Source organism: Corallococcus sp. BB11-1, assembly GCF_026626625.1.
Lineage (GTDB): Bacteria > Myxococcota > Myxococcia > Myxococcales > Myxococcaceae > Corallococcus > Corallococcus soli.
This window is the reverse complement of sequence record NZ_JAPNJY010000001.1, coordinates 844,797-871,086: the sequence shown is the minus strand read 5'-3', so window position 1 is coordinate 871,086 and position 26,290 is coordinate 844,797. Positions and strand designations below refer to the sequence as shown.

General features: G+C 69.0%; 26 protein-coding genes. 16 read left to right on the top strand and 10 right to left on the bottom strand.

Going from position 1 to position 26,290, the window contains the following annotated elements; translation table 11 throughout:
• Nucleotide 1: 1 nt before the first annotated feature.
• From OV207_RS03705 to OV207_RS03695, 3 genes are all read left to right on the top strand, one after another.
• Entirely contained in the window at nt 2–712 is a 711-nt protein-coding gene (locus tag OV207_RS03705) for a double-CXXCG motif protein (RefSeq protein WP_193346397.1), read from the top strand.
• A 275-nt stretch (nt 713–987) separates the two neighbouring features.
• On the top strand, nt 988–1,686 hold the full coding sequence (locus OV207_RS03700; protein WP_267552616.1) for a TIGR02269 family lipoprotein: 699 nt from the start codon (nt 988–990) through the stop codon (nt 1,684–1,686).
• Between the two features lie 3 nt (nt 1,687–1,689).
• Complete coding sequence (locus OV207_RS03695) at nt 1,690–2,397, top strand: double-CXXCG motif protein (RefSeq protein WP_324291492.1); 708 nt, start codon at nt 1,690–1,692, stop codon at nt 2,395–2,397.
• On the opposite strand, the gene OV207_RS03690 is transcribed toward OV207_RS03695, so the two are convergent.
• Nucleotides 2,384–2,707 (bottom strand): hypothetical protein, encoded by a 324-nt coding sequence (locus OV207_RS03690; protein ID WP_267552614.1) that lies wholly within the window; start codon nt 2,705–2,707, stop codon nt 2,384–2,386. The two genes, OV207_RS03695 and OV207_RS03690, sit on opposite strands and share 14 nt — an antisense overlap.
• A 256-nt stretch (nt 2,708–2,963) precedes the next feature.
• On the bottom strand, nt 2,964–3,281 hold the full coding sequence (locus OV207_RS03685; RefSeq protein WP_267552613.1) for a hypothetical protein: 318 nt from the start codon (nt 3,279–3,281) through the stop codon (nt 2,964–2,966).
• 140 nt (nt 3,282–3,421) lie between these two features.
• On the opposite strand from OV207_RS03685, the gene OV207_RS03680 reads away from it, so the two are divergent.
• From OV207_RS03680 to OV207_RS03665, 4 genes are all read left to right on the top strand, one after another.
• Nucleotides 3,422–4,633 (top strand): AIPR family protein, encoded by a 1,212-nt coding sequence (locus OV207_RS03680; protein WP_267552611.1) that lies wholly within the window; start codon nt 3,422–3,424, stop codon nt 4,631–4,633.
• 19 nt (nt 4,634–4,652) lie between these two features.
• Nucleotides 4,653–5,489, top strand: a complete 837-nt coding sequence (locus tag OV207_RS03675; protein ID WP_324291491.1) for a TIGR02269 family lipoprotein — start codon at nt 4,653–4,655, stop codon at nt 5,487–5,489.
• A 3-nt stretch (nt 5,490–5,492) separates the two neighbouring features.
• Nucleotides 5,493–6,200 (top strand): double-CXXCG motif protein, encoded by a 708-nt coding sequence (locus tag OV207_RS03670; protein ID WP_267552609.1) that lies wholly within the window; start codon nt 5,493–5,495, stop codon nt 6,198–6,200.
• Nucleotides 6,201–6,335: 135 nt separating this feature from the next.
• Complete coding sequence (locus tag OV207_RS03665) at nt 6,336–7,625, top strand: DUF6068 family protein (RefSeq protein ID WP_267552607.1); 1,290 nt, start codon at nt 6,336–6,338, stop codon at nt 7,623–7,625.
• Nucleotides 7,626–7,634: 9 nt separating this feature from the next.
• Here the strand turns inward: OV207_RS03665 and OV207_RS03660 are convergent, their stop codons facing one another.
• Nucleotides 7,635–9,467: a patatin-like phospholipase family protein gene (locus tag OV207_RS03660; RefSeq protein WP_267552606.1), complete on the bottom strand. Its 1,833-nt coding sequence runs from the start codon at nt 9,465–9,467 to the stop codon at nt 7,635–7,637.
• A gap of 161 nt (nt 9,468–9,628) precedes the next feature.
• On the opposite strand from OV207_RS03660, the gene OV207_RS03655 reads away from it, so the two are divergent.
• Complete coding sequence (locus OV207_RS03655) at nt 9,629–10,522, top strand: bestrophin family protein (RefSeq protein WP_267552604.1); 894 nt, start codon at nt 9,629–9,631, stop codon at nt 10,520–10,522.
• A 54-nt stretch (nt 10,523–10,576) separates the two neighbouring features.
• On the opposite strand, the gene OV207_RS03650 is transcribed toward OV207_RS03655, so the two are convergent.
• Nucleotides 10,577–11,023, bottom strand: a complete 447-nt coding sequence (locus OV207_RS03650; protein ID WP_267552602.1) for an organic hydroperoxide resistance protein — start codon at nt 11,021–11,023, stop codon at nt 10,577–10,579.
• A 37-nt stretch (nt 11,024–11,060) separates the two neighbouring features.
• Nucleotides 11,061–11,495, bottom strand: coding sequence for a MarR family winged helix-turn-helix transcriptional regulator (locus OV207_RS03645; RefSeq protein ID WP_193346390.1), 435 nt, complete (start codon nt 11,493–11,495; stop codon nt 11,061–11,063).
• Between the two features lie 144 nt (nt 11,496–11,639).
• Here OV207_RS03645 and OV207_RS03640 point away from each other — a divergent pair, with 144 nt between their 5' ends.
• From OV207_RS03640 to OV207_RS03630, 3 genes are all read left to right on the top strand, one after another.
• Nucleotides 11,640–12,422 (top strand): HipA family kinase, encoded by a 783-nt coding sequence (locus tag OV207_RS03640; RefSeq protein ID WP_267552600.1) that lies wholly within the window; start codon nt 11,640–11,642, stop codon nt 12,420–12,422.
• On the top strand, nt 12,400–12,798 hold the full coding sequence (locus OV207_RS03635; protein ID WP_193346388.1) for a DUF3037 domain-containing protein: 399 nt from the start codon (nt 12,400–12,402) through the stop codon (nt 12,796–12,798). The genes OV207_RS03640 and OV207_RS03635 overlap by 23 nt, the downstream gene beginning before the upstream one ends.
• A gap of 616 nt (nt 12,799–13,414) precedes the next feature.
• Nucleotides 13,415–13,786: a DUSAM domain-containing protein gene (locus OV207_RS03630; RefSeq protein ID WP_267552598.1), complete on the top strand. Its 372-nt coding sequence runs from the start codon at nt 13,415–13,417 to the stop codon at nt 13,784–13,786.
• 42 nt (nt 13,787–13,828) lie between these two features.
• On the opposite strand, the gene OV207_RS03625 is transcribed toward OV207_RS03630, so the two are convergent.
• Both OV207_RS03625 and OV207_RS03620 read right to left on the bottom strand, forming a co-directional pair.
• Nucleotides 13,829–14,737 (bottom strand): DUF2381 family protein, encoded by a 909-nt coding sequence (locus OV207_RS03625; protein ID WP_267552596.1) that lies wholly within the window; start codon nt 14,735–14,737, stop codon nt 13,829–13,831.
• Nucleotides 14,734–16,554 carry a serine/threonine protein kinase gene (locus OV207_RS03620; protein WP_267552594.1) on the bottom strand — a complete coding sequence of 607 codons (1,821 nt, stop codon included), beginning with the start codon at nt 16,552–16,554 and terminating at the stop codon, nt 14,734–14,736. The genes OV207_RS03625 and OV207_RS03620 overlap by 4 nt, the downstream gene beginning before the upstream one ends.
• 152 nt (nt 16,555–16,706) lie before the next feature.
• Here OV207_RS03620 and OV207_RS03615 point away from each other — a divergent pair, with 152 nt between their 5' ends.
• Complete coding sequence (locus OV207_RS03615) at nt 16,707–17,054, top strand: helix-turn-helix domain-containing protein (protein ID WP_267552593.1); 348 nt, start codon at nt 16,707–16,709, stop codon at nt 17,052–17,054.
• Nucleotides 17,055–17,063: 9 nt separating this feature from the next.
• On the opposite strand, the gene OV207_RS03610 is transcribed toward OV207_RS03615, so the two are convergent.
• A complete protein-coding gene (locus OV207_RS03610; RefSeq protein ID WP_267552592.1) occupies nt 17,064–18,095 on the bottom strand; it encodes a serine/threonine-protein kinase in 1,032 nt (343 codons plus the stop codon).
• 461 nt (nt 18,096–18,556) lie between these two features.
• Between OV207_RS03610 and OV207_RS03605 the strand changes: the two genes are divergently transcribed.
• On the top strand, nt 18,557–19,528 hold the full coding sequence (locus OV207_RS03605; protein ID WP_267552591.1) for an endonuclease/exonuclease/phosphatase family protein: 972 nt from the start codon (nt 18,557–18,559) through the stop codon (nt 19,526–19,528).
• A 15-nt stretch (nt 19,529–19,543) separates the two neighbouring features.
• Here the strand turns inward: OV207_RS03605 and OV207_RS03600 are convergent, their stop codons facing one another.
• Nucleotides 19,544–20,362 carry a DnaJ domain-containing protein gene (locus tag OV207_RS03600; RefSeq protein WP_267552589.1) on the bottom strand — a complete coding sequence of 273 codons (819 nt, stop codon included), beginning with the start codon at nt 20,360–20,362 and terminating at the stop codon, nt 19,544–19,546.
• A 162-nt stretch (nt 20,363–20,524) separates the two neighbouring features.
• Between OV207_RS03600 and OV207_RS03595 the strand changes: the two genes are divergently transcribed.
• The 3 genes from OV207_RS03595 to OV207_RS03585 all read left to right on the top strand — a co-directional run bounded on the left by OV207_RS03595 (nt 20,525) and on the right by OV207_RS03585 (nt 25,659).
• Entirely contained in the window at nt 20,525–23,143 is a 2,619-nt protein-coding gene (locus OV207_RS03595; protein WP_267552587.1) for a M1 family aminopeptidase, read from the top strand.
• A 237-nt stretch (nt 23,144–23,380) separates the two neighbouring features.
• Nucleotides 23,381–25,333 (top strand): PAS domain-containing sensor histidine kinase, encoded by a 1,953-nt coding sequence (locus OV207_RS03590; protein WP_267552585.1) that lies wholly within the window; start codon nt 23,381–23,383, stop codon nt 25,331–25,333.
• Between the two features lie 152 nt (nt 25,334–25,485).
• The gene (locus tag OV207_RS03585; RefSeq protein ID WP_324291490.1) at nt 25,486–25,659 is read left to right on the top strand and encodes a hypothetical protein; all 174 of its coding nucleotides are present in this window, start codon (nt 25,486–25,488) and stop codon (nt 25,657–25,659) included.
• Nucleotides 25,660–25,735: 76 nt separating this feature from the next.
• On the opposite strand, the gene OV207_RS03580 is transcribed toward OV207_RS03585, so the two are convergent.
• Nucleotides 25,736–26,266 (bottom strand): TspO/MBR family protein, encoded by a 531-nt coding sequence (locus OV207_RS03580; protein WP_193346382.1) that lies wholly within the window; start codon nt 26,264–26,266, stop codon nt 25,736–25,738.
• Nucleotides 26,267–26,290 lie beyond the last annotated feature (24 nt).

Genomic DNA, 26,290 nt, shown 5'->3' with positions numbered 1-26,290 from the left:
GGTGCGCTACTTCGAACTGGCCGTGCTGCGCGACCCCGACGCGGGCGAGTGGAGTGGGGAGTACCGCGCGGAGCACAAGTGGTGTCTGCCAAGCATCCGGTGTCCACGCTGCGAGACATGGGGAGGCATGCAGGCCTATCCATCGGTGGACCTGACCGACCTGCCAGCCAATGACGCGTTGAACGACATCCGGCCTCAACCCCCCGAGGAATATGCGCGGCGGGAGGCACTGGTGCGCCCGTTCGTCCCACCGGAACGCCTTCTTGAACCAGGATGCAGGCTGGGGCCGCTGGTGGGAACCGCGCGCGGTCATTTCGGTCCCGTGACCGTATGGCCCTCGTGGCAGGTGCTCGTGCGCGAGGATGCGCGCGACCTGCTCCTGAGCGAAGGCCTGCAAGGAATCATCCCGGTCCGCGCGGAGCTGCGCACCCGTCGCACGAAGCAACAAGCACTCTACGAGTTGGAAGCACGGCCCCTGGCGAAGCTGCACCCCGCGTGCATCTACGACAGGGAGCCCACCTGCCCGGTCTGCGGGCGTCATGGCTTCACGCTGCCCCCGAAGCGCTGGCTGCAGGGTGAATCCATCCCCCAGGGTCTGGACCTCTTCGGCGTGGAGGAGACGACCCGCATCGTCGTCTCCGAGCGCTTCGTCGACACCGTGAACCGCCTGGGCCCCAGTGACGTGTTCTACCGGGAGATCACCGCGGAGTAGCGCCCTGTGGCCCCGGCAGCAGCCGCAGATATGCGTCGATGGAGAGGATGCGCATGGTCCGCACCTCGCGGATCCGCTCCTTACGAAGTGCGCAAGCGACCAGCGCAGCGCGCCCAGCAACAATCAGGGCAGAGGGGTTCCATCGGGAGTCCCAGCTGAGAACAGCCTTGAAACCTGGAATGAGCACAAGCGCGCAGGTCGCAGCAGTGCTGCGTTCTTCGGTCGGGATCAACAGATCTGAAGATGCTCACGCTGTGGTTCTTTCGAGGTAGGTCATGCGTTGGTTGTGCTGGCTGTGGGTGGTCCTGTGGTGCGGCTGCGCCTCGACGTCGGCGGTCGCGACGTTCTCACCCGAGAGCGTCTGGGCGGAGGCCGGGACCGAGCAGGAATGTGAGGACAGCGGGAAGGACCGGTGCGTCGCGCCCCTGTGCACGGATGAAGCCTGCGCGCTGTTCTGGTGCGAGGACCTGGTGCCGGGCCGCATCGTGCGCACGCGCGGCGCGACGGCGCCGCCCGTGTTGGTGGCGCCAGGGAGCGGGCCCCGGCGCCACTGGGGCAGCGCGCAGGAGCTTCCGCGCGATGCGCGGCCCGTCATGGTGTTCCGCTTCCATCCGCGCGAGAAGCTGCCCAGTCAGTTGCAGCGGGAGCGGGCGATGGCGGAGTGGGCGAAGCGGCCCAAGGAGCGGCACCACATCTTCCCGCAGGCGTTCAAGGACCATTTCGACAGAAAGGGGATCGACATCCACCAGTACGTGTTGGCCGTGGACGTGGACGTCCACAAGCGCATCCACCGTGGAGAGGGGGGCGGACCGTGGAATCGTGACTGGCGAGATTATATTCGGCTGTATGGCATCAGGCCGAAGGCAGCGCACTTCGATCATGCCTTCTTGATGATCCAGAAGTACGGTCTCTTTGGATTGACGATGACCTACTGGCAGCAGGTAGACCTCTTGCCATCCCCCTTGGAGAACTGACGGTTGCGCTACTTCGAGTTGGAAGAGCCAGAAGACCCCGACTCGGGACAGTGGAGCGGGGAGTACCGCGCCAAGCGCCGCTGGTATGTGCCGAGCCAACTCTGTCCCCGCTGTGAGGCCTGGGGAGGCATGCAGGCCTATCCCTCGGTGGATCTGTCCAGCCTGCCGGACAACGAAGCCCTGGCCAGTGTGTGGCCGCAGGCTCCCGAGGAGGTGGCTCGCCGCATGGCCTTGGTGCGTCCGTTCGTTCCACCGGAACTTCCTCTTGAGCCGGGGTACAGCCTGGGCCCGCTGGTGGGAACCGCGCGCGGTCATTTCGGTCCCGTGACCGTGTGGCCCTCGTGGCAGGTGCTCGTGCGCGAGGATGCGCGCGACCTGCTCCTGGGCGAAGGCCTGCAAGGCATCATCCCGGTCCGCGCGGAGCTGCGCACCCGGCGCACCAAGGAACAGGCGCTCTACGAACTGGAGGCACGCCCTCTGGCGAAGCTGCATCCTGACTGCATCGACCGCGCCCCCCCCTGCCCAGCCTGCGGGAACGGCGGTTTCTCATTGCCCCCGAAGCGCTGGCTCCTGCGCGAATCCGTTCCCCCAGGACTCGACCTCTTCGGCGTGGAGGGGACCACCCGCATCGTCGTCTCCGAGCGCTTCGTCGACACCGTGAACCGCCTGGGCCCCAGTGACGTGGTCTACCGGGAGATCACCGCGGAGTAGTGCCCTGCGGCCCCGGCAGCAGCCGCGGGTATGCGTCGATGGAGAGGATGCGCATGGTCCGCACCTCGATGGCGTAGGTCACGAGTTCGACGAGCTGCTGCCCGGAGTCACAGCGTTCGCGATTGGGCTCGAAGCGGACAAGCAGCACGCTCTCCGGTAGGGACGCGGTCGTCACGTCATAGGACTCCCATTGGTCCAGACATGGGGCGCGCTCCGCGATGGGCTTCGGGGGAGCATCCCAGGGCATGAAGTCTTCCATCGCCAACTGGATGGCGGCGGACACGTTGCCCTCCAGACGGACACGTCCCACTTCAGGGAGCTCAAGCTGGGGAAAAGCGACGCGTTCGGCCTCGGCCTGGGGCGCGCGCGGCACGCTGCGATGCGCCGGGGTGCAGGCATGGAGCAGGCAACCCAACGCCAACGCCCATCCGAGCCGGAACCCGGCAGTGTGTTGAAGGGTCATGGCCACCTCGAAGCCAGGATGCGGCGCTGCTTCACGTCCACGGCATAGGAGAAGGAACCGACGTCGAGGGGCAGGGCCCCTCCCCGAGTACAGGCGCCCGGGCTCAACGAGAGGCGAACCCAGACCACGCTTCGGGGCCCGGCGCGGCTTCGACGTCGTAGGACTGCCGCTGGAGCAGGCAGACCTCCTGGGGAGATGCCGTGCGGGAGATGGTGCGCCCGCGTGGAAGGAGATCATCCATCACCAGCTGGATGGCGAGGGCCGTCGCACCTGGAAGCGCCTGTGCTCCCGCCTCCGGCAACGCGTAGGGGAACTTGAACCAGGCCGCCTCCTCGTTCGGAACGAATCGGATCTGCTCGCTCCGGGGAGCACAAGCCACAAGCGACAGCGCGCACAGCAACAACAAGTGCCAGGGGTTCATTAACCTCCCCATCTGAGCACAACTAGAGGATGCAATGGGGTTGGCGGATTGCAATCCACGGCGGATGCCTGTACGGTTGGGTTCACATGGCGTGTTCGCCGTGTTCATCGGCTCCGTTGAGCCACAAAAGAAAGGTATCTATGGACCAGAAGAAGTGGTCGTTCCCTGTCCTCAAGGCCGCCCGTTGGGCAACTCCCGTACTGGACGCCGAGGGCAACCCCACCGAGAAAATGTTCGAGGACTGGGTTCTTTGGGTTCGAGTTGACTCCCTGCCGTTGGATCTTCCCCTTGATCCAAATGCTCGGCATCCAGACACGACCAAGCCCACGCCGAAGGCCATCGCCCGCACGTTGCAAGGGGATCCCGACGAGTTCGTGAAGAGGAATAGCGGCATATGCATGGTCGCTCAAGCGTGCCACGTCAAAGACAGTATGGCATCGCTGATCCTCAACGTCGTCACCGACGATGAGGAGCGCGAGGAAGGACGGCGAGGAGATGGGATTCTCAACGGTGGGCACTCTTATGCCGTCATCCGCGAAGTTCTCAAAGCCGTGAAGCCCAAAGGGACTGCGGATGGCGATGCACCGAATCCTGGCGGAGCGGTGGTCCGCGTTGAGGTTCAGACTGGGCTCGCAGAAGAAGACTTGGCCGACATCAGCCGGGCCCGTAACCGCAGCGAGCCTGTCCAAGAGTACTCACTCAAGAACCTGGGCAATGCTTGGCAGGACATCAAGAACGTCTTGCCTAAAGAAATGCGCCAGCGTGTTCGGTTCATGGAAAACGACCCCGAAGCCGACAAGAACGCCGAGTATGACGTGGGCGACTTGGTGAAGCTTCTCGCGCTCTTCAACAACAAAGTCTATCCAGTAGGAAAGAAAGACCCACTTAGCGCCTACTCTAGTGAAAAGCGCTTGGTTGCAACCTGGGATGCAAACGATTTCAAGCATCTTCTGCCCCACCTATTGGACCTCATCAAACTCCACGATGAGGTCACGCTCCTGTTTCCAAAGGAAATGGGTTCCAAACCTGGGAAGGTCAATGGCGTCATCGCCTATGACAAGAAGGCACCATGGACTTTGCTGAGCGGTAAGCCTAGCAGGTACTACGTTCCGCCTCCGTTCACATTTCCCGTGCTCGCGGCATTGCGTGTATTCCTTGCTGATGATGGCTCAAAGTGGCACGTTCCACCCGAGACACTCCTCAAGGATGAAACGTACGTGAAGGAGTTGATCAGCGAAACGTGGAACGAGTACAAACGCTCCGGCCGCAGCAGCGCTGCGTTTTTCGGTCGAAATCGACAGGTTTGGAAGATGCTCGCGCTAATGATGCTCGTGAAGCGTCAAACGGCCTAGACATACAATTTTCCCAGTAATGAAGGAGGCCGCCTCCCTGATGGCCTCTTTCAAATACTGCGGGCGATTTCCTGTCAGATGCCAATCGAATGAGCCCCGCCTTGACACGGCCAGACCTCCATTGCTCACTCATGTGGTCCTTCCGAGGCAACTTATGCGTTGGTTGTCCTGGCTGTTGGTGGGCTTGTGGTGCGGCTGTGCTTCGACGCCGCCGGTCGCGGCGTTCTCACCCGAGAGCGTCTGGGCGGAGGCCGGGACCGAGCAGGAATGTGAGGACAGCGGGGAGGACCGGTGCGTCGCGCCCCTGTGCACGGATGAAGCCTGCGCGCTGTTCTGGTGCGAGGACCTGGAGCCACCGGGCCGCATCGTGCGCACGCGCGGTGCGACGGCGCCGCCCGTGTTGGTGGCGCCAGGGAGCGGGCCCCGGCGCCACTGGGGCAGCGCGCAGGAGCTTCCGCGCGACGCGAGGCCCGTCATGGTGTTCCGCTTCCATCCGCGCAAGAAGCTGCCCAGTCAGGTTCAGCGAGAGCGGGCGATGGCGGAGTGGGCGAAGCGGCCCAAGGAGCGGCACCACATCTTCCCGCAGGCGTTCAAGGGCCACTTCCTTTCCAAGGACATCCATATCCACCAGTACGTCCTGGCCATTGATGCGGACCTGCACAAACGCATCCATCGTGGAGAGGCTGGCGGACCGTGGAATCAGGACTGGCGAGATTATATCCGGCGGCATGGCACCAGATCGAACACAGCGCATTTCGAGCAGGCATGGCTGATGATTCAGAAGTACGGTCTCTTTGGACTGACAATGAGCTACTGGCAGCAGATGGACCTCCTGCCGCTCCCGGTGGAGGATTGACGGTTGCGCTACTTCGAGCTGGAAGAGCCAGAAGACCTTGAATCGGGACAATGGAGTGGGAGCTACCGCGCGGAACACAGGTGGTGCCTCCCGAGCATCCGCTGTCCCCGCTGTGGTGCCAGGGGCGGGCTGCAGGCGTATCCCTCGGTGGAACTGTCCGGGCTGCCGGAGAACGATTCCCTGACCGACATCCGGCCGCAGTCCGCCGAGGAATATGCGCGGCGCGCGGCACTGGTTCGTCCCTTCGCCGCAGCAGGGATTGTACTTGAGCCAGCCTGCAGGTTGGGTCCTCTCGTGGGGACCGCGCGCGGTCATTTCGGTCCTGTGACCGCATTGCCCTCATGGCAGGTGCTCGTGCGAGAGGATGCGCGCGACCTGCTGCTGGGCGAAGGCCTGCAAGGCATCATCCCGATCCGCGCGGAGCTGCGCACCCGGCGCACCAAGGAACAGGCGCTCTACGAACTGGAAGCGCGCCCTCTGGCGAAGCTGCATCCTGACTGCATCGACCGCGCCCCAACCTGCCCAGACTGCGGGGATAACGGCTTCTCACTCCCCCCGAAGCGCTGGCTCCTGCGCGAATCCATCCCCCAGGGCGTGGATCTCTTCGGCGTGGAGGAGACCACCCGCATCGTCGTCTCCGAGCGCTTCGTCGACACCGTGAACCGCCTGGGCCCCAGTGACGTGGTCTACCGGGAGATCACCGCAGAGTAGCCGTCCCCTCCTTGTCGACAAGAGCACGTTCCCTCCGCGCATGATCAGCAACTCCACGCGGCCCGCGCCCGGGGCCCGTGTATCTAGCGGCCTGCGAGGGGGCGCATCCCGTGACGCCCCTCCCGAGGCCCACGCATGCGACGCACCCTGTCCCGTCTCTCCTCCCGGCCCTTCCTGCTGTGCGCCGCGCTCGTCCTGGGCGCGGGTGCTGGCTGCGAAAGTGTGAAGCCCCGCGCCACGGCGCCCGCGGATGGCACCACCGCCATCCCACCGCCCGACACCACCACCGCCTCCACGCCCGACGCCTCCGTCATCCCGGACGCCGGCGCGCCCACCCCCACCCCCACCACCGCCACCGCGTCCCCCTGGCAGCGCGCCCGCGTGGGCGACCGCGTGGAGTACGCCTTCTCCGCCCACCGGGCCCCCCCGGGCAGACAGCGCGTCGTGGACCCCAACGAGCGTGGCAGCGCCGTGGCCGGCCGCGTCGCCCTGGAGGTCGTCGCCGTGCAGGCCCCGTGGGCGTGGCTCACCGTCACCTTCACGGATGATCAAGGCAGGCCGCTTCCCCACCCGCGCCTCGCCCAGGACCGCCTGCTGCCCATGCGCATGGAGGAGACCCAGGCGTGGAAGGCCGAACACCGCGGCCAGCGCTCCACCGAGCAGACCACCGCGGCCGGCCGCTCGTGGGACGCGCAGCGCTACCTGCACGACAGCCGCCCCAGCGACGGCCCCCTGCAGAACCGCCTCTACGCGTCGGAGCCCGGGCCGCTCTACCTCACCCACGGCCTGCTCGACGCCAGCACCACCCTCTCCGGCTTCGGCGCCAGCGGCAGCCAGCAGCTCACGCTCGTGTCCTTCCGTCAGGGCACCAACGCCACCGGCACCCTCCCCGTCCTCGAACGGCCCTGGGGCCCGGGCACCTGGTTCGACGTGCGCCAGGACATCTCCGGCACGGCCTCCGTGCGCCGCGTCTGCATGGGCGCCGAGCGCGGCTTCCTGCTGCGCAAGGAGGTCACCGGCCCCTCCGGGGACGCGCCGTGCGCGGACTTCCAGGAGGCCGACGCCCTCCCCCTGGAAGAGGCCCTCCTCTCACTCGTCAGCGAAGTCGTCAGCCTGCCGCAGCAGTGGCCGCCCGTCCCCGCCGGCACCGCGCCCTCGCGCCGCGAGACCCTCACCGTCGCCCGGCACCCCATCCCCGCCGTCGTCTTCGAAACGCCGCTGGGCGAAGGCGTCGAGCGCCGCGTGCAGGTCACCACCTACGCCGCCGAACCGTGGGGCGCCGCGCTCCACGGGCTCGCGGACGAGGCCCGCTTCGGGACGCTGTCGGACACCCTCTTCCGCGTCCCGCCCAAGGGCAAGCGCGTCGCCGAGGACGGCGCCCAGCTCGTGGGCTGGGGCGCGTGGGTGAAGGACGGCGGGAAGTAGCGCCCGCCCTCAGTCACACGTGCGGCGCTCCGGCTTGTCCTTGCGGCACTGCTGGACGGACGGGAGCGCCTCGCGCGCCTCGTCCGACACCTCCACCAGCTGGCGCGCGCACTCCCGGGCCGCCAGCGTGCCCTGGATGTCGAAGAGGCCCAGCACCTCCGTGCACCGCTTCTGGAGCGACTCCACGCCCGCGACGAAGAGCGGCTGCATCACCTCCGGGGTGAACGAATAGCCGCTCGCCGTCGCCAGCCCCGTCTCCGGCTTGAACATCCACGCCGTGCGCCAGCTGGTCGCCACCTGGTCGAACCGCGCCGCGCCCATCCACACCGCCTGCCCCGCCGCCGGCGCCAGCCCCGGCGCCTGGAAGCCCGGGCCCTTGCGGCGGCAGAAGTCCTCGCTCGCGCCCCGCATGATGCAGACGTTGTACTCGCCCAGCCGCCGCGCCACCGCGAGCAGCTCCGCCTGCTGCACCTCGCCCACGCGCGGCTGCGCGACGAACAGGTCGATGGTGCGCATGAGCACGTTCATCGCGTTCTTCGGGCTCTTCGCCGGCCCCGGGTTCACCCCGCCCGTCGAAATCACCAGCACCCGCTCCGCCCCGCGCTGCACCGCCTGGAGCAGCGGCAGCCCGGAGCGCACCCCGCCGTCGTAGTAGGTCCCCTTGCGCTTGCCGGAGGCCGACGGCAGCGACACCACCGGATCCGACAACACCGGCTCCACGATGGACGCCACGATGGCGCGCGTCATCCCCCGCTTGCGCTCCGCGTCCGTCACCCCCGCCTTGAAGTCCTCCGGGTCCTGGTCGCTCACGCCAAAGACATCCCCCGTCTGGAAGTCCACCGACACGGACACCAGCTCCGTGCCGTTGTGGAACATCCCCGGCTGGATGACCTCCTCCAGCTTCGTGTACACGCCGTCGAACTGGACCAGGCCCCGCGTGTCGTCCGCCAGGTTCCACAGCCACGTGGAGTTCACGCAGTACAGGTCCGACTCCACCGTGCACGTGTAGTTGCCCATGAGCAGCCGGCGCGCCTTCGCCTCCTGGCCCGGCGTGTGGAACAGGTCCACCAGCGTGCTGATGAGCGCCCCGGTGCTCGTCCCCGCCGCCAGGTCGATGCGCGCGTCCCCGCAGCCCTCCGGCGCGGGCTTGCCCCGGCACTGCTCCAGGATGCCCAGCAGCCGCCAGATGGCCCCCGCGCTGAACGCGCCATTGGCGCCGCCGCCGCTGAGCACCACCGCGTTGGAGGGCCGCCTCAGGTCCCGGCGCCACGCGCGCGCCCGCACGTAGCCGGCCGCGGACGCCGCGCCCTCGCGGATGCCCTGCGACAGGGCCTCGCGCGTCAGCGGCACCTCCAGCGACTGCTGCAACGCCGCCAGCGACGGCCCGAGCCCCAGCGCGTTCGACAAGAAGCGCTCCGCGTCCACCTCCGCGTCGGACGGCGCCGTCACGGAGAACGACTGCGCGGGCAGCGGCACGCCCCACGCGGACGCCTTCACCGCCCGGTCGAGGAAGCCCGTGCGCTCCGGGTTCTCATAACAGACCGCGGTGTCGTTCCCGGCGTGCTGGAGCAGACAGGCCGTCATGTCCACCACCACCTCCGGCGAGGCGCCCAGCCCGTCCATCCACCCCCCGGCGCGCTCGGCGTCCACGTACGCGTCCATGAGCTGCGCGCGCGTGAGCCCGGCCACGCGCTCCACCGCCGGAACCCGGGGCGGAGCATCCTCGGGCTTCGACGACTCCGGTGCGTTCAGCGTGTCCAGCAGGACGTCCGTGCGGAGGGCGCTGCACCCCCCCGTCGCACAGAGAAGGACCACCAGCGGGAGCGAGACGTGACGGCGCATGGGGACGCCTCCTTGGACGCGGGCCTCCCCCATGCTTAATCGAAGGGCTGACGGGCAGGCCACGGCCCGGAGCGTCGGGCATCCGCAATCCTGCAAAAGCGCTTCTCACGACGCGGCGCGGTGCGGCTAGCATGCGCGCCCCCAACGGAGGCCCGGCACCCATGGTTGAGTATGACCCGCATCGATGGTGGAGCTACTTCCACTACCTGCGCGGTTCGATGGTGAAGGAGATCGTCGGCCGTGTGTTGTTGTTCGTCGTGTGGTCCGCGGGCGTGGTGGCCTTCTCCAACCACGTGGCCCACGTGGGCGTCCCCCCCACGGTGCACACGCTGGCCGGCATGAGCTTGAGCCTGCTGCTCGTCTTCCGCACCAACGCCTCCTATGACCGCTTCTGGGAGGGCCGCAAGCTGTGGGGCGGCATCGTCAACGAGACGCGCAACCTGGTGCGTGCGTCAGAGGTGTTCCTGGGCCGCACGCCCCTGTTCGCCTCGCTGGTGCGCTGGACGGCCGTGTTCCCCTTCGCCGCCTCCGCCTCGCTGCGCGGTCAGCGACAGCTGGGCCCCCGGGCCGGGGACCTGCCACCGGAGGCCGTGCAAGAGGTGTTGAAGGCACAACACGTCCCGCTCGGCGTGGCGCGGCGGATGTCGGCCGTGCTGGATGAGGGCCGGCGCCAGGGGCTGTATCCGGAGTACGTCCAGATGCAGCTCGACCAGAACGTGCAGCTGCTCATCGACTACCTGGGCGGCTGTGAGCGCATCCACCGCACGCCCATGCCGTTCGCGTACATGGTGCACCTGCGCCGCGCGCTCATCCTCTACTGCTTCACCCTGCCCTTCGCCCTGGTGGACACCTTCGGCTGGGTGACGGTGCCGTCCATCTTCGTCGTGACCTATGTCTTCTTCGGCATCGAGGAGATTGGCGTCGAGATCGAAGACCCCTTCGGCACCGACGACAACGACCTGCCGCTCGACACCATCTGCGAGAACATCCAGAGGAACCTGCTGGCCTTCCTCCCGGCCACCGGGACGAACCCGGAGGACCGCTCCGCCGCCTGAGCCCCCGGGCTCCCCGTGCGACGCGCGCGGGGGCCCGGAGCGGAGCGCCCCGCGTTACTCGGCGACGGAGACCTTCACCTCGATGTTGCCGCGCGTGGCGTTGGAGTACGGGCACACCTGGTGGGCCGCCTCCATCAGCTTCTGGGCCTCCTCGTGGGGGATGCCGGGCAGGATGCCCTGGAGCTCCACCGCGAGGCCGAAGCCGCCCTCGGGCGTCTTGCCAATGGTGACGGTGGCCTTCACGCCCGCCTTCTCGTCCAGCTTCTTGCCCATCTTGCCCGCCACGAGGCGCAGGGCGCTCTCGAAGCAGGAGGAGAAGCCCGCGGCGAAGAGCTGCTCGGGGTTGGTGGCCGTCGTCTTGCCGGAGCCGCCCAGCGACTTGGGCATCGCCAGCTCCAGGTTGTCCAGGGGGCTGTCATTGAGCGACAGCCGGCCGTTGCGGCCCCCGTGCGTGGTGGCGGTGGTGGAGTAGAGCTTCTCGGTCAGGGTGACGTGGGCCATGGGGTGCTCCTTCGTGGGCTGCGTTTGGGTTTGCGAACTACCTTGAAACCGATTCGAACAGGCGCTGGACGTCCCGGCGCAGCCGGGCCAGCTCCTCCATCGACAATCCGGTGCGGCAGGCGATGGCCTCCGGGATGGCCGCGGCCTTGCGGCGCAGGCCCCGCCCCTGCGGCGTGAGCGACACGCGCACCGACCGCGCGTCCTGCGTGGAGCGCTCCCGGCGCACGAAGGCCAGCGTCTCCAGCCGCTTGAGCAGGGGCGTGAGCGTGCCCGAGTCCAGGTACAGCTTCTCCCCCAGCTCCTTCACCGACACGCCGTCCGTCTCCCACAGCACCAGCATCACCAGGTACTGCGGATACGTCAGCCCCAGCTTCGACAGGAGCGGCGTGTAGGCCTGCACCATCGCCCGTGAGGCCGCGTAGAGCGGGAAGCAGAGCTGGAGGTCCAGGCGGAGGAAGTCTTCCGACGACATGGCGGATAGATAGTGCGCAATTCAATTGTGCGCAACTGAATTGGCGCCGGGAAGTGCGGGTGGGGCGGGGTGTGTTCCCCGGGGGCAGGGGCCGTGGTAGAGCCGCCACCCCCGGGGTGCCCGGGACACTGTCGAGGACGAGGGATGCTCAGGACGGTCACCGCCACGCGCTACGTGACGCCCTTGCGCGAAGGGGGCTCGTTGCCCGCCATCGTGGAGGCGAACGACGCGGGGCTCTATGTCGTGAAGTTCCGGGGAGCCGGCCAGGGCGCCAAGGCGCTCATCGCCGAGCTGCTGGCCGGAGAGCTGGCGCGCGTGCTGGGCCTGCGGGTGCCGGAGCTGGTGTTCGTGGAGCTGGACACGTCACTGGGGCGCAACGAGCCGGACAGCGAGATTCGCGAGCTGCTCAAGTCGAGCGCCGGGCTGAACCTGGCGTTGGACTACCTGCCGCGCTCGGTGACGTTCGACCCGCTGGCGGTGCCGGTGCCGGAGTCGAAGGTAGCGTCCGCCATCGTGGCGTTCGACGCGTTCGTGACGAACGTGGACCGCACGCCGAAGAACCCCAACCTCCTGGTGTGGCACCGCAACCTCTGGCTCATCGACCATGGGGCGGCGCTGTACTTCCACCACGCGTGGGACGGCTGGGAGGAGCGCAGCCAGACGCGCTTCGCGCCCATCAAGGACCACGTGCTGCTGCCGTGGGCGCACGCGCTGGCGGAGGCCGGGGACCTGCTGCGCGAGCGGGTGACGCGGGAGGTGGTGGAGCGCATCGTGGGGACCATTCCGGAGGCGTGGCTGGGCCAGGAGCCCGCGTTCGCGTCCACGGCGGAGCACCGCGCGGCGTACGTGACGTGGCTGCTGCGCCGGCTGGAAGCGGCGCCGGCGTTCATCGAGGAGGCGACGCGTGCCCACGCCCAGCTCGTTTGATTACGCCATCATCCGGTTGGTGCCCCGCGTGGAGCGCGAGGAGTTCATCAACGTGGGCGTGGTGCTCTTCTGCGTGCAGCACCGCTTCCTGGGCGCGCGCGTGGAGCTGGATGAGGCGCGGCTCAAGGCGCTGTCACCGGACGCGGACGTGGAGCTGTTGAAGGGCCACCTGGAGAGCTTCCGCCGCGTGTGCGCGGGCGGGAAGGACGCGGGGCCCATTGGACGGTTGCCGCAGAAGGAGCGCTGGCACTGGCTGGTGGCCCCGCGCAGCACCATGCTCCAGACGGGCCCCGTGCACGTGGGCCTGTGTGAGGATCCGGACCGCTCACTGGAGCACCTGCTGGACACGATGGTGCGGGTGAAGCCGGCGGTTTGATTCGCCGGGGTTTGAACTCGGGGCGATAAGGCGGCAGGACACCCTGCCGCAGCCTGCGGCGACACTGCCATTCCGCGTCGGTGAAGTCCGACCGCTCCTTCAGCAGCCGCCGCAGCACGGCCTCACCCTCCGCCTGGATACGCCGCGGCACTCCCTCTCCCTCTGCGCCCCGTCCAAAGTCGCGGACCCACCAGCGCCGAGCAGTAGAATCCGTGCCCCTTGACAGCCCCGAAAGTCGCCCGCTGGCGGCGCCACCTTGCCCCCATCCTCGCAGCCTTCAGCCTGGGATGCGCCACCGTCGCCATGGACACCGAGACGGACTGCATTCAGCGACACCCAGGACTCCCCGAAGCATGCGGACTCACCGCCGCCGAAGCAGCCGTCATCATGGCCGCAGGTGTCGGCGCCACCGGCACGCACGCCAGCTCCGAGGCGAACGAGTACGTTGACGACCCACGCTTGCCCGCTTGGAAGAACAGGTGCCTGCGAAACTGGAACGCCTGCGTGGACGGTAGATTCGATGGCCCCTGCACCGACTGTCTGCGCAGGTGCGAGGGGCAACATGACTGGCCTCTCAACATGTGCCGCCCCTCGAAACCGAAGCGGTGAAGACCGAATGAACGCCCCCGACTGGAACCCGTTCCGCGACCTCGCACGGCGCATCCTCCGCGATGGAGTTCCACTGATTCTGAGTGACGACGTGCGCGCCCTCGTGCTGCGCACCGCTGAAGAAGTCTCCATCACCGATGCGGAGGCCGCCTTGAGCACCAGCGCCGAGGCGCTGGCCTTGCTGCGCGAGACCGAGCGGCGCATCGCGGAAGGGTCGAACCGCCTGACAGATGCACTGCACCTGATGTGGAGATTCCAGCGGCAGGGCGATTTCGACAGCGCACGCCAGCAGATGCGCGATGTGCTCGCTGTCGAAGTCGTCCCCTACTACCGCGAGCTTGCGCTGGAACAGCTCTCCGGCATGCCCGACGAACCGTGACGGACAGGGCGCGGCGCCGAGACACCTCCTCGATCAATTCGATCACGGGAAGGAGATGTTGCGCACCGTGACGGCGTGCGTTCCATCTTCCGCCCACAGCTTGAGGGTGTAGGGACCCAGTGCCTTCGATGACGGCAGTTCGAGTTCCACGATGACCTGGCCCTCCGTATCGGGGGCGATGGGCTCCTGCGACCAGATGCCCAGTGCGGACACGGTGCGCCCAGTCCTGTCCACCAGCGCAGCCCCCATGGGCCGCCAGGGCATGTCCAAGCGGTTCAGCAACCTTGCATTCACCGCGGCTCGCGTGGCGACACGGAAGGTGGTCACCCGCCTCACCGACAGTGTCTCCGTCTGCGTCCATTGAACGGCGTCCGTCAGGTCACGGAAGGCCACGCCCTCATTCACCATCACCCCCGAGGCCAGCAATCCAGTCAGTCCATCGGGTCGCGCTTGCGTCGCGCGCAGGCGTTCCACCTCCGCCTGCGTGCGTCCGACCTCCGCGCGAAGTTGTCGGACCTCCTGCTGATAGGACGCCAGGGAGCGTGGGTGGCGGTACAACTCCACCTGACGCTGCGCCAAAGCCGGATGCACCACCAGCACCAGCTCCGTCCGCCCAGGGGCTGCCCCATCCGCGAAGATGAGGGTCAGCTTCAACCGGGTGCCTTCCTTCACATCGTTCCGGGGCAGCAGCGCGAGGGTGTCCGTACCTTCCATGATCCGGCGGAAATTCTCCCGTCCAGTCAGCTCCCACCGCGCGACAGGCGAATCGCTCAACACCAAGGTCGCCAGCCCCGGACTGATGTTGAGTTCGTGCGGCCTCCCCTCCTGCTCGGCGGACACATCGATACGGCCCACACCCTCCGCGTCGGAAGCACCCTGAACCTGGGCCGCGGCTCCTGAAGCCAGGGTGAAAGCCGCCACCAGGGCGACCTTCAGAAAGCGCAGGCTCACTCGAAATGGTCCACGGCACGCAGGTAGACCGTGCTCGTGACGACCGCCGTGTCGTCCGTGCTGCCCTTCAAAAGGGTCACTCCGTGCTCGATCCCACTTCCTTGAAAAATCTCCATGCATACCGGGTAGCGCTCGCCCTTCTTGGTGCGGACCTCCGTGAAGCGGCCGTACAGGTACTCCCCTCGGACGAAGCGACCGAGCACCAGGGTTCCACCCGGGAGCTTGCCCATCGGTTCAATCGTTTCGAGGAGGCCCGGTCCTTCCCGTACCGAGATGGGTCCCACATTGTTGAACCGGTCATCGAGCGCCGCATCGATGAACTTTCCCACCTTGATCCCCAACGTCCGCATGGACTCCACGGCCCCCGCCGGACACGCCTCGGGCGGTGGTGAGGCTCGCACCTGGGGCCCCGAGGAGCAGGCCAGGGTGGAGCAGGTCGCGGCGGCGAGCAGGGCACGGGACGCCGCCGCACGGGAACGGTTACGACGGGCGGGCGCGGGAGAGGTCTTCGTCACGGGCGTTTCTTCTTTCCACGAATGCGCCACCTGGGAGGCGACGGCCACAGGGGGAACCGCCACCCACGGTGGCGCGACTGCGGCCCGGGCAGCTTCCGGTGAAGCCTTGGCGGACGCCACTTCCGGATCCGACTCCGGGCGCGACGACAGGTGGGACCGAGCAAGGCCTCCCAACGCGGCCACCAGCACCGCCACCCCACATGCCAACAGCCCCCACCTCTTCCATCCAGCTCCCCACCGACGAACAGAAGGAGGAGATGGCAATGGCGCCAGGGCCGGCATTGGCATGACCGGTGGAACAGGCACCCGCCCCCGATGAGGGGGCCCCGGCGCCTCACCATGCACCATCCAGGCGTCGTGCTCCTCGGCCTCGTCCAGAGCCACCGGAGCCAGGGGAACCTCCGCGACGTCCGGGAGCAGCGGGACATCCCACGCAGCGTCCATCACCAGCGCCGCCAGCGCTTCATCCAGGGCCCGGGCACCTTCTCCTCGGGCCTCGGGCGCCTTCGCGAGCAGGCGCAGGCACAGCTGGCCCAACGCCTCGGGCACGCGCGCGTTGCGCACCTGGGGCGGCACCGGGGGCTCGTGGATGACAGCGTCGATTTCCGTCGCGGTGTCGGGCGACTCGAAGGGTCGCCGGTCCGTGAGCATCCAATAGAAGACGACCCCCAGCGCATACAGGTCGTCCGCGCGCGAGGCCTCGTAGTGGGCGCCCTCCTGCCGCCCGTGCTCCCGCAGGTAGGCCAGCGACTCCGGGCTGCGGTACTGCGGCGTGCCGGGCGGCAGGATGCCCTGTGTCAACCGTGGCGCGCCCTCGTAGTGACCGACGCCCACGTCCAGCAGCACCGCCTGCCCGGTGGACTCGCGCACCTGGATGTTGGACTCCTTGATGTCCCGGTGCAGCGTCTGCCGTGCGTGCATCGCCTCCAGGCCGCGCGACAGGTCCCGCATCAGCGCCACCACGCGCCTCGCGCTGGGATTCTCCTCGCGAACCCATTGGTGCAGCGTGCGCCCCTCCACCAGCTCCATGGCCAGGTAGAACCACGTGGGCCGCTGCTCCGGATGCAGGCCGCAATGGCGGAAGCCCACCACGTTGGGGTGCTCCAGGCGCATCAGGATGGCCACCTCCCGCGCCGCCCAACCCCCAAGTCCCATCCGCGACTGGAGCTTCAACGCGAAGGACTCGCCTCCACGTCGGGCGCGATACACCACGCCGCTGCCGCCCCGGCCCAGCAGCGCCTCCACGATGAAGCCGCCAACAGCCGTGCCCGGCAACAGGTCCGCGAAGTGTTGGCCGTTCACGCGTCCACCTCCTGTATCCGGAGGTCTCCTGCGTCAGCGTTCAGGTCGCGGCGCCACGGGAGGACAGAAGTCTAATACCCTGGAGACCCAGCAAGTCCAATCAGGTCTTGAGGCCTGGTGCACGGGCTTTGCGATACGCTCAGTCCCCACGCATGGACGAACAACTGGGAAAGAAGGTGGGCAAGGCCGCGCGCGAAGCCCGCGCGAGGTTGGGCCTGACGCAAGCAGAGGTCGCCGCCACCGTGGGGATGAACTCCATGGTCTACAGCCGGGTGGAACGCGGGAAGATGGTCCCCAGCGCGACGATGCTGTGCAAGTTGAGCATGGCGTTGCGGGTGACCACTGACGAGCTCCTGGGATTGGCCCGCACGGAAACGGAAGCCCGTCGTGAGGCCCAGAAAGAGCCTCCCGCGCTCCGACGTCTGGTGACGCTGGCGCGCGAGTTGGAGGAGGAGAAGCTGGACGCCCTCGTCGCCATGGCTCGCGCGCTGTCCCGCTAGGAGTCCTTCCTACCCCCGAGGCTTGCGACCCGACGGCAGCGAACGCGCAGGGACTTCCCCCCGGAAGAGATCCTCATCCTCCAGTTCGACCTGCTCGCGGACGGCGCTGGCGTCGGTGATGAGACGCGCCAGGTCCTCCGCTATCTCCTGGCGTCCATACAGCCGGCCTCCATCCCGCTGTTGCTCCCGGCCCAGACATTCGCGCAAGGAGTCTCGCAGGACACGCGCGGTGGCCTGCCGCGCTCCGGGTTCCCGCCGCAAGGCCTGCTGAAGCACGGAACCAAAATCCTCGGGGAGCTCCGAAACCGCATGGGCGACGTCAGCGGGCGTGTAGCGCTGCACCTGCGCCAGCATGCAGGTCAGTGGCAGGGAGGGTTCCTCTTCCACCTGAACGCCATGGAGCCCGGAGCGTTCTTCCATGTCTCCGCCGTTCAACGCCTCCTGGAAGAGGTGGCGCCCGGTGGCCAACTCCAGCAAGAAGAGCCCCAGGGAGAAGAGGTCCGAGGCGGGCGTCAGCGGGGCTCCCTGGAGGTATTCCGGCGAGGCATAGGCCACGTCTCCTTTGCGGAGCTGTCCTTGGGTTTCCTCGCGGCCTACCAGGTGGGAATAGGCGGCACCGAAATGCGTCAGCTTCACCGCGCCGTCACGGGCCACCCGAACGTTGCGCGGGCTGACATCCCGATGCACCAGCCCCAAGGTCCGCCCCCCGTCGTCGGTGAGTGAATGGGCATGGTCGAGTGCATCCGCCAGCTCAGCTCCCACGAACAGGGCGAAGGCCACGGACACGGGACGCTGTCGCATGGCCATCAGGCACAACATGGTGTCCATGGAGGGACCGTCCACGTACTCCATGATGACGTAGGGCTTGCGCTCCCGGACCTTGAACTGGTGCACCTGTGCAATCGCGGGGTGGTGCAGGCGGTAGGCCAATTGCACTTCCTCCACGAGCCGGTGGCGCCGCACCTGGGTGGCCGGGGTGTGCAATCGCTTGATGAAGACGGGGCCCGGCAGACCGTGCGGTTCGTGGCGCCCGGCCAGCATCAGCACCTCTCCATTGGGGCGGCGGTCCACGGTGCGCAGGAAGACATAGCGGGTCTCCGCGATCTGGAAGAGGACGCGCGGTCGCTCGTCGTCGAAGGGGCGCTCGTTTGGAAGGCGCTTCTGGCCATGCCGGACGGAGGGGTGGACAGGATCGGTGGTCTGCAAGTGGCCTCTCTGCCTATAGACTTCTAGAGTCTAATCGGAAATAGACCTCAATCAAGCACGCCTTGGCAGCCGCCCGCACGACGACGGGGCGCCCTCCAGACGCTGCTTCAGTCCATTGTGTTGCTGGGCACTTTGGGCAGCGCTGTCGGTCCGGGCAGGCAGGCGCTCCGTCCGCTTGTCGGCACATGGGGGCGTTCCAGGGTGAATCCGGCGGCGGGCGCTGCGAAGGGGCCTGGACGTTCGTAACTTTGCTTCCCACCTTTCCGCGCATGAGCCCGGGAGATGGCGACAGGCCCATGGACGCGTCCCCACTGCGAATCGTCACATACAACGTCCGCTACTTCGGCCACATGCTGAAGGGGCTCGCGAGCACCATCGGACCCAAGCGCCGCGTGGCCGCCGCCCTGGCCACGCTGGACCCGCTGCCGGACGTCGTGTGCCTCCAGGAGGTGGAGACGTCCTCCATCCGCAGCAACATCGTCCACCGGCCGACACGCCCCGGCGAGACCCAGCTGGAGGCCTTCATGGAGCGCGTGGAGGAGACCTTCGCGCTCCAGGGGCGGGACATGCCCTACGAGGCGTTCTACTTCCGCGCGCACCACTACAAGCTGGGCGAGCTGTCGCTCTACACCACCGGGCTCGCGATGCTCGTCAACACGCGCACCCTCCAGGTGGACAAGCACAACGTGGAGGCCCCCGAACACATCACGCACCACCACGTCCAGGGCCTGAAGGAGCGCAAGCAGAGCCGCATCTGCGCGCACATGCGCGTCCTGCGCCGCCGCGACCAGCGCGCCTTCCACATCTTCAACACGCACCTGAGCCTGCCCACGCCGTTCGCCCGCGAGTTCTGGGCCACGCGCGACAAGATGGGCTGTGGCAGCAACCAGCTCCACGAGGCGCGCAAGCTCACCGAGTTCATCCAACTGCACTCGAAGGCGGAGCCGTTCGTGGTGTGCGGGGACTTCAATTCGCCCCCGTCGTCGCCCGTCTACCGCTACCTCACCGGCGACGCCCACCTGACGTGCGCCCAGGCGGCCGTGGGGCAGATCGACCCGACCCTGTCACGCGCGTTCCCCACCGCGGGCTTCATGCGCATGCGCATGCACCTGGACCACCTGTTCTCCGGCGGTGGCGTGAGCTGGCTGGACGCGGATGAGACACGCCCCTTCGGCGACCTCACCAGCCGCTTCCACGGCCTGTCCGACCACGTGCCCCTCATCGCGCGCTTCAAGCTGGACGCGGCGGCCCCGGCGCTCATCCTCTGAAGACGCAGCGCGGGCTCAGGCGGGGTCCCGCCCCAGCGCCTCCCACGCGTCCAGGATTTCGCGCGTGCGGCGCTCGGCGAGCGTGTGGAACTCCGGCGCCAGGTGCGCCACCTTGTCCGGGTGGTACTGCGCGATGAGCGCGCGGAACGCCTTGCGCGCCTCGTCCTTCGGCGTGCCCCGCGCGATGCCCAGCACGACCCACGGATCCTTTCCCTCGGGCTCCACGGCCTCCGGTGGCGGAACCGCGCGGCGGCCCCGGGGCGGCGTCGCGTCATCCGCGGACCCGGAGCGGGGCGGTGCCTCACCCCTGCCACTGGAGCGGGGCCAGGGCTCCTCACGGGTGCTGGCCGGTCCGTAGCGGGGCGGGGCGCGCGGGGCGGCTTCAGGGCGGCGCGTGCCGGGGCGCTTCGCCGGGTCGGGCGGCGGGATGCCCGGACCCAGCCGGCTCAGGGCCTCCTGGAGGAACCACAGGTCGTCGGCGGGGCCGCCGTGCTTGCGCACCACCGTGAGCGGCTTGCCGGCCTGGAGGAGCAGGTAGCCCGTGGCCGCCGCGTACGCGCGCTTCTTGTCCTCCGGGTAGAGCCGGTCGCCCAGGTCCCCCATCGGGTCGCGCCACATGCCCTCCGTGGTGCCCTCGTCCGCCACCAGCACCTGGGCCAGCACGTCGCCGAACAGGGCCTCCAGCGACGCGAAGGGCTCGCGCGCCTGGGGCGGGCGCGTCATCGCCGCGCCATGGCGCAGCCCCGTCACCAGCAGCAGCCCGGGCGCTGCGTCCACGAACGCGAAGAGCTTCTCGCGCACCTGCTTGTCGGAGAAATAGAGGACGGACTGCACGCCCGCCCATCCTGGGGATGCCTGCGACGTTTCTCAACCGCCGCCTTCCGCCCCTGTCACCTTCCCGGGCCTCCGTCCAGGGGGCCCGGACCTTGAATTCCGGATAAGCCGGTTCGATGTGGCTCGACCCCGGCACGGGCATGCGGAAGAGTCACCCTCCTCATGCGCTGCTGCCACCGCCACGCCCCCGCCGCCGCCGGGTCCTCGGACCCGCATCCGTTCAGCCTCCCCGGCGCCACCGAGCACTACGCGGCGCCCCGCCCCGTGCGCGCCGAGCACGTGCGCATCGAGCTGGACCTGGACTTCCCCCAGCGTGCCATCGCCGGCACCTGCACCACCCGCGTGTCCGCCGTCCGCGCCGTGTCCACCGTCACCTTCGACGCGGTGGACCTGGACGTCACCGGCGCGCGCGTCGACGGCAAGCCCGTCCCCTTCTCCAACTCCGGCGCCCACGTGCGCGTGGAGCTGCCCCGCGCGCTGGAGGCGGGACAGGCGTGCGACATCGCGCTCGCCTACCGCGCCCGGCCCCGCCGCGGCCTCTACTTCTGGGGCCCCGACGCGGGCTACCCCGACCGGCCCCTCCAGGCGTGGACACAGGGGCAGGACATCGACGCGCGCTGCTGGTTCCCGTGCCTGGACACGCCCGCGCAGAAGGCCACGTCGGAGGTCATCGCCACCTTCCCCGCCGCGATGACGTCCCTGTCCAACGGGGTGCTCGTCAGCGACGTCACCACCGGCGAGCGCCGCACCCAGCACCACCGCATGGCGCAGCCCCACGCGCCCTACCTCGTCACGCTGGTGGTGGGCGAGTTCGACGAGGCCACCGACACCGTCGGCACCACGCCGCTGCGCTACCTGTTCCCCAGGGGCCGCCGCGAGGACGCGCTCCGGTGCGTCGCGCGCACGCCCCAGATGGTCGCCGCCTATGAGGCCATCACCGGCGAACCCTACCCGTGGAGCGGCTACGCGCAGGTGTTCGTCACGGAGTTCATCCTGGGCGGCATGGAGCACACCACCGCCACCACGCTGGTGGACACGGTGCTGCACGACGCTCGCGCGCACCTGGACTACACCGCCGAGCCGCTCATCTCCCACGAACTGGCGCACCAGTGGTTCGGCGACCTGCTCACCTGCCGCGACTGGCCGCACGGCTGGCTCAACGAGGGCTTCGCCACCTACTTCGAGGTGCTGTGGAAGGAGCGCGGCGACGACCGCGACGAGGCCGACCACCACCGCATGCTCGACCTGGACGCGTACCTGTCCGAGACGCGCGAGCGCTACGCGCGCCCCATCGTCGCGCGCTCGTTCCAGGCCCCCATGGACCTGTTCGACCGCCACCTCTACGAGAAGGGCGGCCTGGTCCTCCACGAGCTGCGCCGCCGCGTGGGCGACGACCTCTTCCTGCGCGCCCTGCGCCACTACGTCGCCCGCCACCGCCACGGCGTGGTGGAGACGGTGGACCTGGCGCGCGCCTTCGAGGAGGCCACCGGCCACAACCTGGACCCCGTCTTCGACCAGTACGTCTTCTCCCCCGGCCACCCGGAGCTGAAGGTGGAGGTCCGCTACGAGGCCGACGACGCCCGCCTGCGCATCGCCGTGCGACAGACGCAGCGCACGGACGCCGGCACGCCCGTCTTCCGCCTCCCGCTGGACGTGGTCGTCACCGCGAACGGGCAGGACACGCACCACCGGCTGGACGTCACCGACGCGGAGCACCGCTTCCACCTGCCCTGCCCCGCGGCGCCCTCGCAGGTGCGCGTGGATCCCCGCCGCGACGTGCTGGGCACGCTGGACGTGGACAAGGCCGTGGGCCTGTGGCGCGAGGAGCTGGCCCTGGCCCCCGAACCCCGCGCGCGCACCGAAGCCGCGTTGGCGCTGGGGAAGGACGGCGGCCTGCGCTCCGTGGAGGCCCTGGGCCGCGCGCTGACGGACACCGCGGGCTTCTGGGCCACCCGCGCCGCATGCGCGAAGTCCCTGGGCCGCATCCGCACCCTGGAGGCCCGCACGCACCTGCTGGACGCGCTGGACACCGCGCACCCGCGCGTGCGCCGCGCGGTGGTGGCCGCCCTGGGCGAGTTCCGCCACGACCCGCCGGTGGCCGGGCGGCTGCGCGCCCTGGTGGAGTCCGGGGACGCCAGCTACTTCGTGGAGGCCGAGGCCGCGCGCGCGCTGGGTCGCGTGCGGGCTCCGGACGCCCTGCCCCTGCTGGAGGCCGCCGCCGCGCGGCCCTCGTTCCAGGACGTGATTGGCGCGGGCGCCATGGACGGCCTGGCGGAGACGCAGGATGCGGCCGCGTTCCCGGTGGCCGTGGCCCGCACCGCGTATGGACAACCGGCGTTCCTGCGCCGCGCCGCCGTGGTCGCCGTGGCGAAGCTGGCGGAGGGCGCGAACCGCAAGCGCGAAGCGGTGGACCTGTTCGCCCAGCTCCTGCGCGACCCGCAGTTCCGCGTACAGCTGGCGGTGTGTGAAGCGGCCTCCACCCTGGGCGACCGGCGCCTGCTGCCCGCGCTGGAAGGCACGGCCTTCAGCGACCCTCGCACCCGCCGCCATGCCCGCGAGGCCGTGCGCGCCCTGCGCGAAGGGACGCCCCAGGCCCGCGAGGTCGCCTCGCTGCGCGAGGAGCTGGACGCGCTCAAGCAGGAGACGCGCACGCTGCGGGAGAAGCTGGAGACGCTCGCCCTGCGTGAAGCCCCCGCCGCCAGAGCCAAGCCCAAGCCCAAGGCCAAGACCAAGACCCGGTCCGCGAAGCGCGGCCGAACGCCCGCGCCCAAGCGGCGGTAGGCAGGCAAGGGCGGCGGCATCCCTCTCCAGGATGAGCCGCCCGCCTGCCTTCCCTCCAGGGAGACTGCCGGAGGGTGATACCCGGATTCGACGCGCCGGACCCGCGGACAGTGTGTACCTGTAGGCAAAGGGGACGCGCACGGGGCGGCCATCCACGCACCCGTCAACGCCGGGGGACCCCCATGTCCCGGCAGGACCCAGGCCACGCACCGTGACGTGGGTTCCCAGGAGCGAGGCATGGTCGCAGGAGGAGGCGCACGAGAGCTGGAGGCCGTCCTGGACGCCGCGGTGGAGCCGGTCGTCGCCTGCGGCGCGGATGAGCGCATCCTGCACATCAACGCCGCCACGGAGCGGCTGCTGGGATGGGAACGTGCGCAGCTTTTGGGCAGGCCGGTCTCCGACCTCTTCCCCGCCCGCCTGCACCACTTCCACGGCCTGAGCCTTCCGCGCTACCTGCTGTCGCGCCGCAAGGTGCTCGGGGGACGGCCGACGCGGGTCGCCTCGCGCCGCCGTGACGGCGTGGAGCTGATGGTGGAGCTGACGGTGGGGGCCAGCGGCGAGGGTGCGCAGGAGCGCATCGTCCTCACGATGCGACGGCTGCATGAGGTCATCGACACGCTGGAGGAGCCGGTGGAGCACGTGCCGGGCAGCCCTGACGACCTGGCGCATTCCGGAGAGACGGGGGACCGGCTCTACCGGTTGCTGGTGGAGAACGCCCCCCTGGGCATCTTCCACTTCGACCGCGTCGCCATCATCACCGCCTGCAACGAGCGGTTCACGCACCAGATGGGGACGTCCAAGCGGAACATCGTGGGCCTGCACCTGTTCACGCTGCGCGACGAGGGGCTGATGGCCTGCGTGCGCGAATCGCTGGGCGGGCGCACCTGCGACTACGAAGGGGACTACCGCTCGCTCACCAGCGGCAAGGTCCTCCCCGTGCGCGTCCGCTTCGCGCCCTGCTACGGCGACGACGGCGAGGTGGAGGGCGGCGTCGGCATGGTGGAGGACATCACCGACCGCCGCCGCGTGGAGGCCGAGCGCGAGGCGCACATCGCCCAGCTGGACCTGCTCTTTCGCAGCGCCCCGGTGGGCATCGGCTTCGTGGGTTCGGACCTGCGGTACGTGCGCGTCAACGAAACGCTCGCGCGCATCAATGGCAAGCCCGCCGAAGCACATCCGGGCCGGACGCCCCGGGAGCTCTTCGGCGCCCACGCGGGCAGCGCCGTCGAGGACATGCTGGGCCAGGTGCTGAAGACCGGGGAGCCCCTGGTCCAGCAGGAGTCGAGCACCGACGAGGACCTGGGACTCCACGGCCCCCGGCGCCACCTGAGCGGCAGCGTCTACCCGGTGCACACGCCCGGCGGACGCGTGCTGGGGCTGGGCGTGCTCGTGGAGGACATCACCGAGCGCAAGCGCGCGGAGGAGGAGCGCGCGCACCTGTACCGCGAGGCCCAGGAGGCCATCCGCGTGCGCGACGACTTCCTCTCCATCGCGAGCCACGAGCTGAAGACGCCGCTGACGCCGCTGAGCCTGCGCCTGGCCACGCTGGAGCGCCGCCTGGAGCGCGGCGAGCACGTGGACCCCAGCGTGCTGCGGCATGCGCGCCACCAGCTCACGCGCCTCACCGGCCTCATCAACGACCTGCTGGACGCCTCGCGCATCGAAGCTGGCCGGCTGTCGCTGCACCCGGAGGCCACCCGCTTCGACGTGCTGGTGGAGCACACGCTGACGTCCATGGAGGGCCAGCGCGGCAACCACGTCTTCGACTTCGAGCGCCCCCCGGAGCCGGTGTCCGTCCAGGGGGACGCGTACCGGCTGGAGCAGGTCGTCTTCAACCTGCTGGAGAACGCGCTCAAGTACAGCCCGGATGGCGGCACCATCCGCGTGCGGCTGGCGGTGGGCGAGGACGTGACGGTGCTGTCCGTGAAGGACCCGGGCATCGGCATCCCCCTGGACCAGCAGCAGCTGCTCTTCGACCGCTACTTCCGCGCGCGCAACGCCTCCACCCGCTCCTATGGCGGGCTGGGCCTGGGCCTCTACATCAGCCGCGACATCGTGGAGCGCCACGGCGGCCGCATCTGGGTGGAGAGCGAGCCGGGCCAGGGCTCCACCTTCTACGTCGCGCTGCCGACACTCTCCGCCGCCCGGCAGGCCCCCGCGCGCACCCAGACGGATCGCCACCTGCACTGAACCCGGCGTGAAGCGGGCGCTGAAAGAACTTCAGCCGCGGGGGCCGCAAGGGCCCCAGGCCCGATGCAAAGGGCTGGAATCCCACGCTTCCCTCCCCTGGCACGGCGGCTGCTCTAGGGGAGTGGACGGGAGGGAACACCACAATGGAAAACATGACGATGCAGGCCGAGACCCCCATCAGCCGCGACAACGAGGGTTGGATCGTCCGGGTGAAGGTCGCGGGGCGCATCCAGGAGGTGCGCTGCGCTTCGGAGAACCAGGCGCGCTACTTCGCCGCGGTGCTGTCGTTCAACAACGCGGGTCGTCCCAACCGCCTGCGCAACTAGGCCCCGGGGAGGATGGAACGCCAGGACGCGCGGGCCTCGTGAAGGAGGCGCCGCGCGAGCAGCAGGCCCGCCAGCGTCAGGCATTGCGGCGGGCGATGTCGGTGGACAGCACGTTGGCGAAGGACACCCAGCCCAGGTACGGGGCCATCAGCCACGGGGCCTTGCGGTCCACGCCGCTGGCGGCGGCGGTATAGGCCACGATGCTGCCCAGCAGGGCCCAGTTCTCCACGGCGGCGGCGCGCACGTGGCGCTTCCTGAAGAACAGGTAGGACCAGGCGGAGTTGAGCCCCAGCTGCACGAACCACAGGCCCAGGGCCGTGGAGCGCTTCGTGCCCGCGGGCGAGCCCCAGATGCGCCAGCCGGAGACGGCGATGAGCGCGTAGAGCGTCGTCCACACCGGACCGAAGAGCGCGGCGGGAGGCTGGAAGGGCGGCTTCTTCAGCCGCTTGTACCAGCCCTGTGACACGGCCTCGCGGGTGCCACGCGCGCCCAGGTAGACGGCCCCCGCGGTGATGGCGCCAAACGCGCCCAGCGCCACCGCCGACTCGCGGTTGAGCGTGGCGTTGTGGTCGAGGCCCTCGGAGCCTCCCAGTTCGCTGAGCTGCATGGCGTGTCCCTCCCTGCTGGCGAA

Coding starts and splice junctions, on each gene's coding strand:
- OV207_RS03660 (WP_267552606.1), bottom strand. CDS start 9,467: ATGCGCCGTCACGTCTCGCTCCCGCTGGTGGTCCTTCTCTGTGCGACG.
- OV207_RS03685 (WP_267552613.1), bottom strand. CDS start 3,281: ATGAACCCCTGGCACTTGTTGTTGCTGTGCGCGCTGTCGCTTGTGGCT.
- OV207_RS03605 (WP_267552591.1), top strand. CDS start 18,557: ATGGACGCGTCCCCACTGCGAATCGTCACATACAACGTCCGCTACTTC.
- OV207_RS03675 (WP_324291491.1), top strand. CDS start 4,653: ATGAAGGAGGCCGCCTCCCTGATGGCCTCTTTCAAATACTGCGGGCGA.
- OV207_RS03645 (WP_193346390.1), bottom strand. CDS start 11,495: ATGTCGTCGGAAGACTTCCTCCGCCTGGACCTCCAGCTCTGCTTCCCG.
- OV207_RS03640 (WP_267552600.1), top strand. CDS start 11,640: ATGCTCAGGACGGTCACCGCCACGCGCTACGTGACGCCCTTGCGCGAA.
- OV207_RS03590 (WP_267552585.1), top strand. CDS start 23,381: ATGGTCGCAGGAGGAGGCGCACGAGAGCTGGAGGCCGTCCTGGACGCC.
- OV207_RS03585 (WP_324291490.1), top strand. CDS start 25,486: ATGACGATGCAGGCCGAGACCCCCATCAGCCGCGACAACGAGGGTTGG.
- OV207_RS03680 (WP_267552611.1), top strand. CDS start 3,422: ATGGACCAGAAGAAGTGGTCGTTCCCTGTCCTCAAGGCCGCCCGTTGG.
- OV207_RS03610 (WP_267552592.1), bottom strand. CDS start 18,095: ATGCTGGCCGGGCGCCACGAACCGCACGGTCTGCCGGGCCCCGTCTTC.
- OV207_RS03655 (WP_267552604.1), top strand. CDS start 9,629: ATGGTTGAGTATGACCCGCATCGATGGTGGAGCTACTTCCACTACCTG.
- OV207_RS03595 (WP_267552587.1), top strand. CDS start 20,525: ATGCGCTGCTGCCACCGCCACGCCCCCGCCGCCGCCGGGTCCTCGGAC.
- OV207_RS03630 (WP_267552598.1), top strand. CDS start 13,415: ATGAACGCCCCCGACTGGAACCCGTTCCGCGACCTCGCACGGCGCATC.
- OV207_RS03580 (WP_193346382.1), bottom strand. CDS start 26,266: ATGCAGCTCAGCGAACTGGGAGGCTCCGAGGGCCTCGACCACAACGCC.
- OV207_RS03700 (WP_267552616.1), top strand. CDS start 988: ATGCGTTGGTTGTGCTGGCTGTGGGTGGTCCTGTGGTGCGGCTGCGCC.
- OV207_RS03650 (WP_267552602.1), bottom strand. CDS start 11,023: ATGGCCCACGTCACCCTGACCGAGAAGCTCTACTCCACCACCGCCACC.
- OV207_RS03615 (WP_267552593.1), top strand. CDS start 16,707: ATGGACGAACAACTGGGAAAGAAGGTGGGCAAGGCCGCGCGCGAAGCC.
- OV207_RS03665 (WP_267552607.1), top strand. CDS start 6,336: ATGCGACGCACCCTGTCCCGTCTCTCCTCCCGGCCCTTCCTGCTGTGC.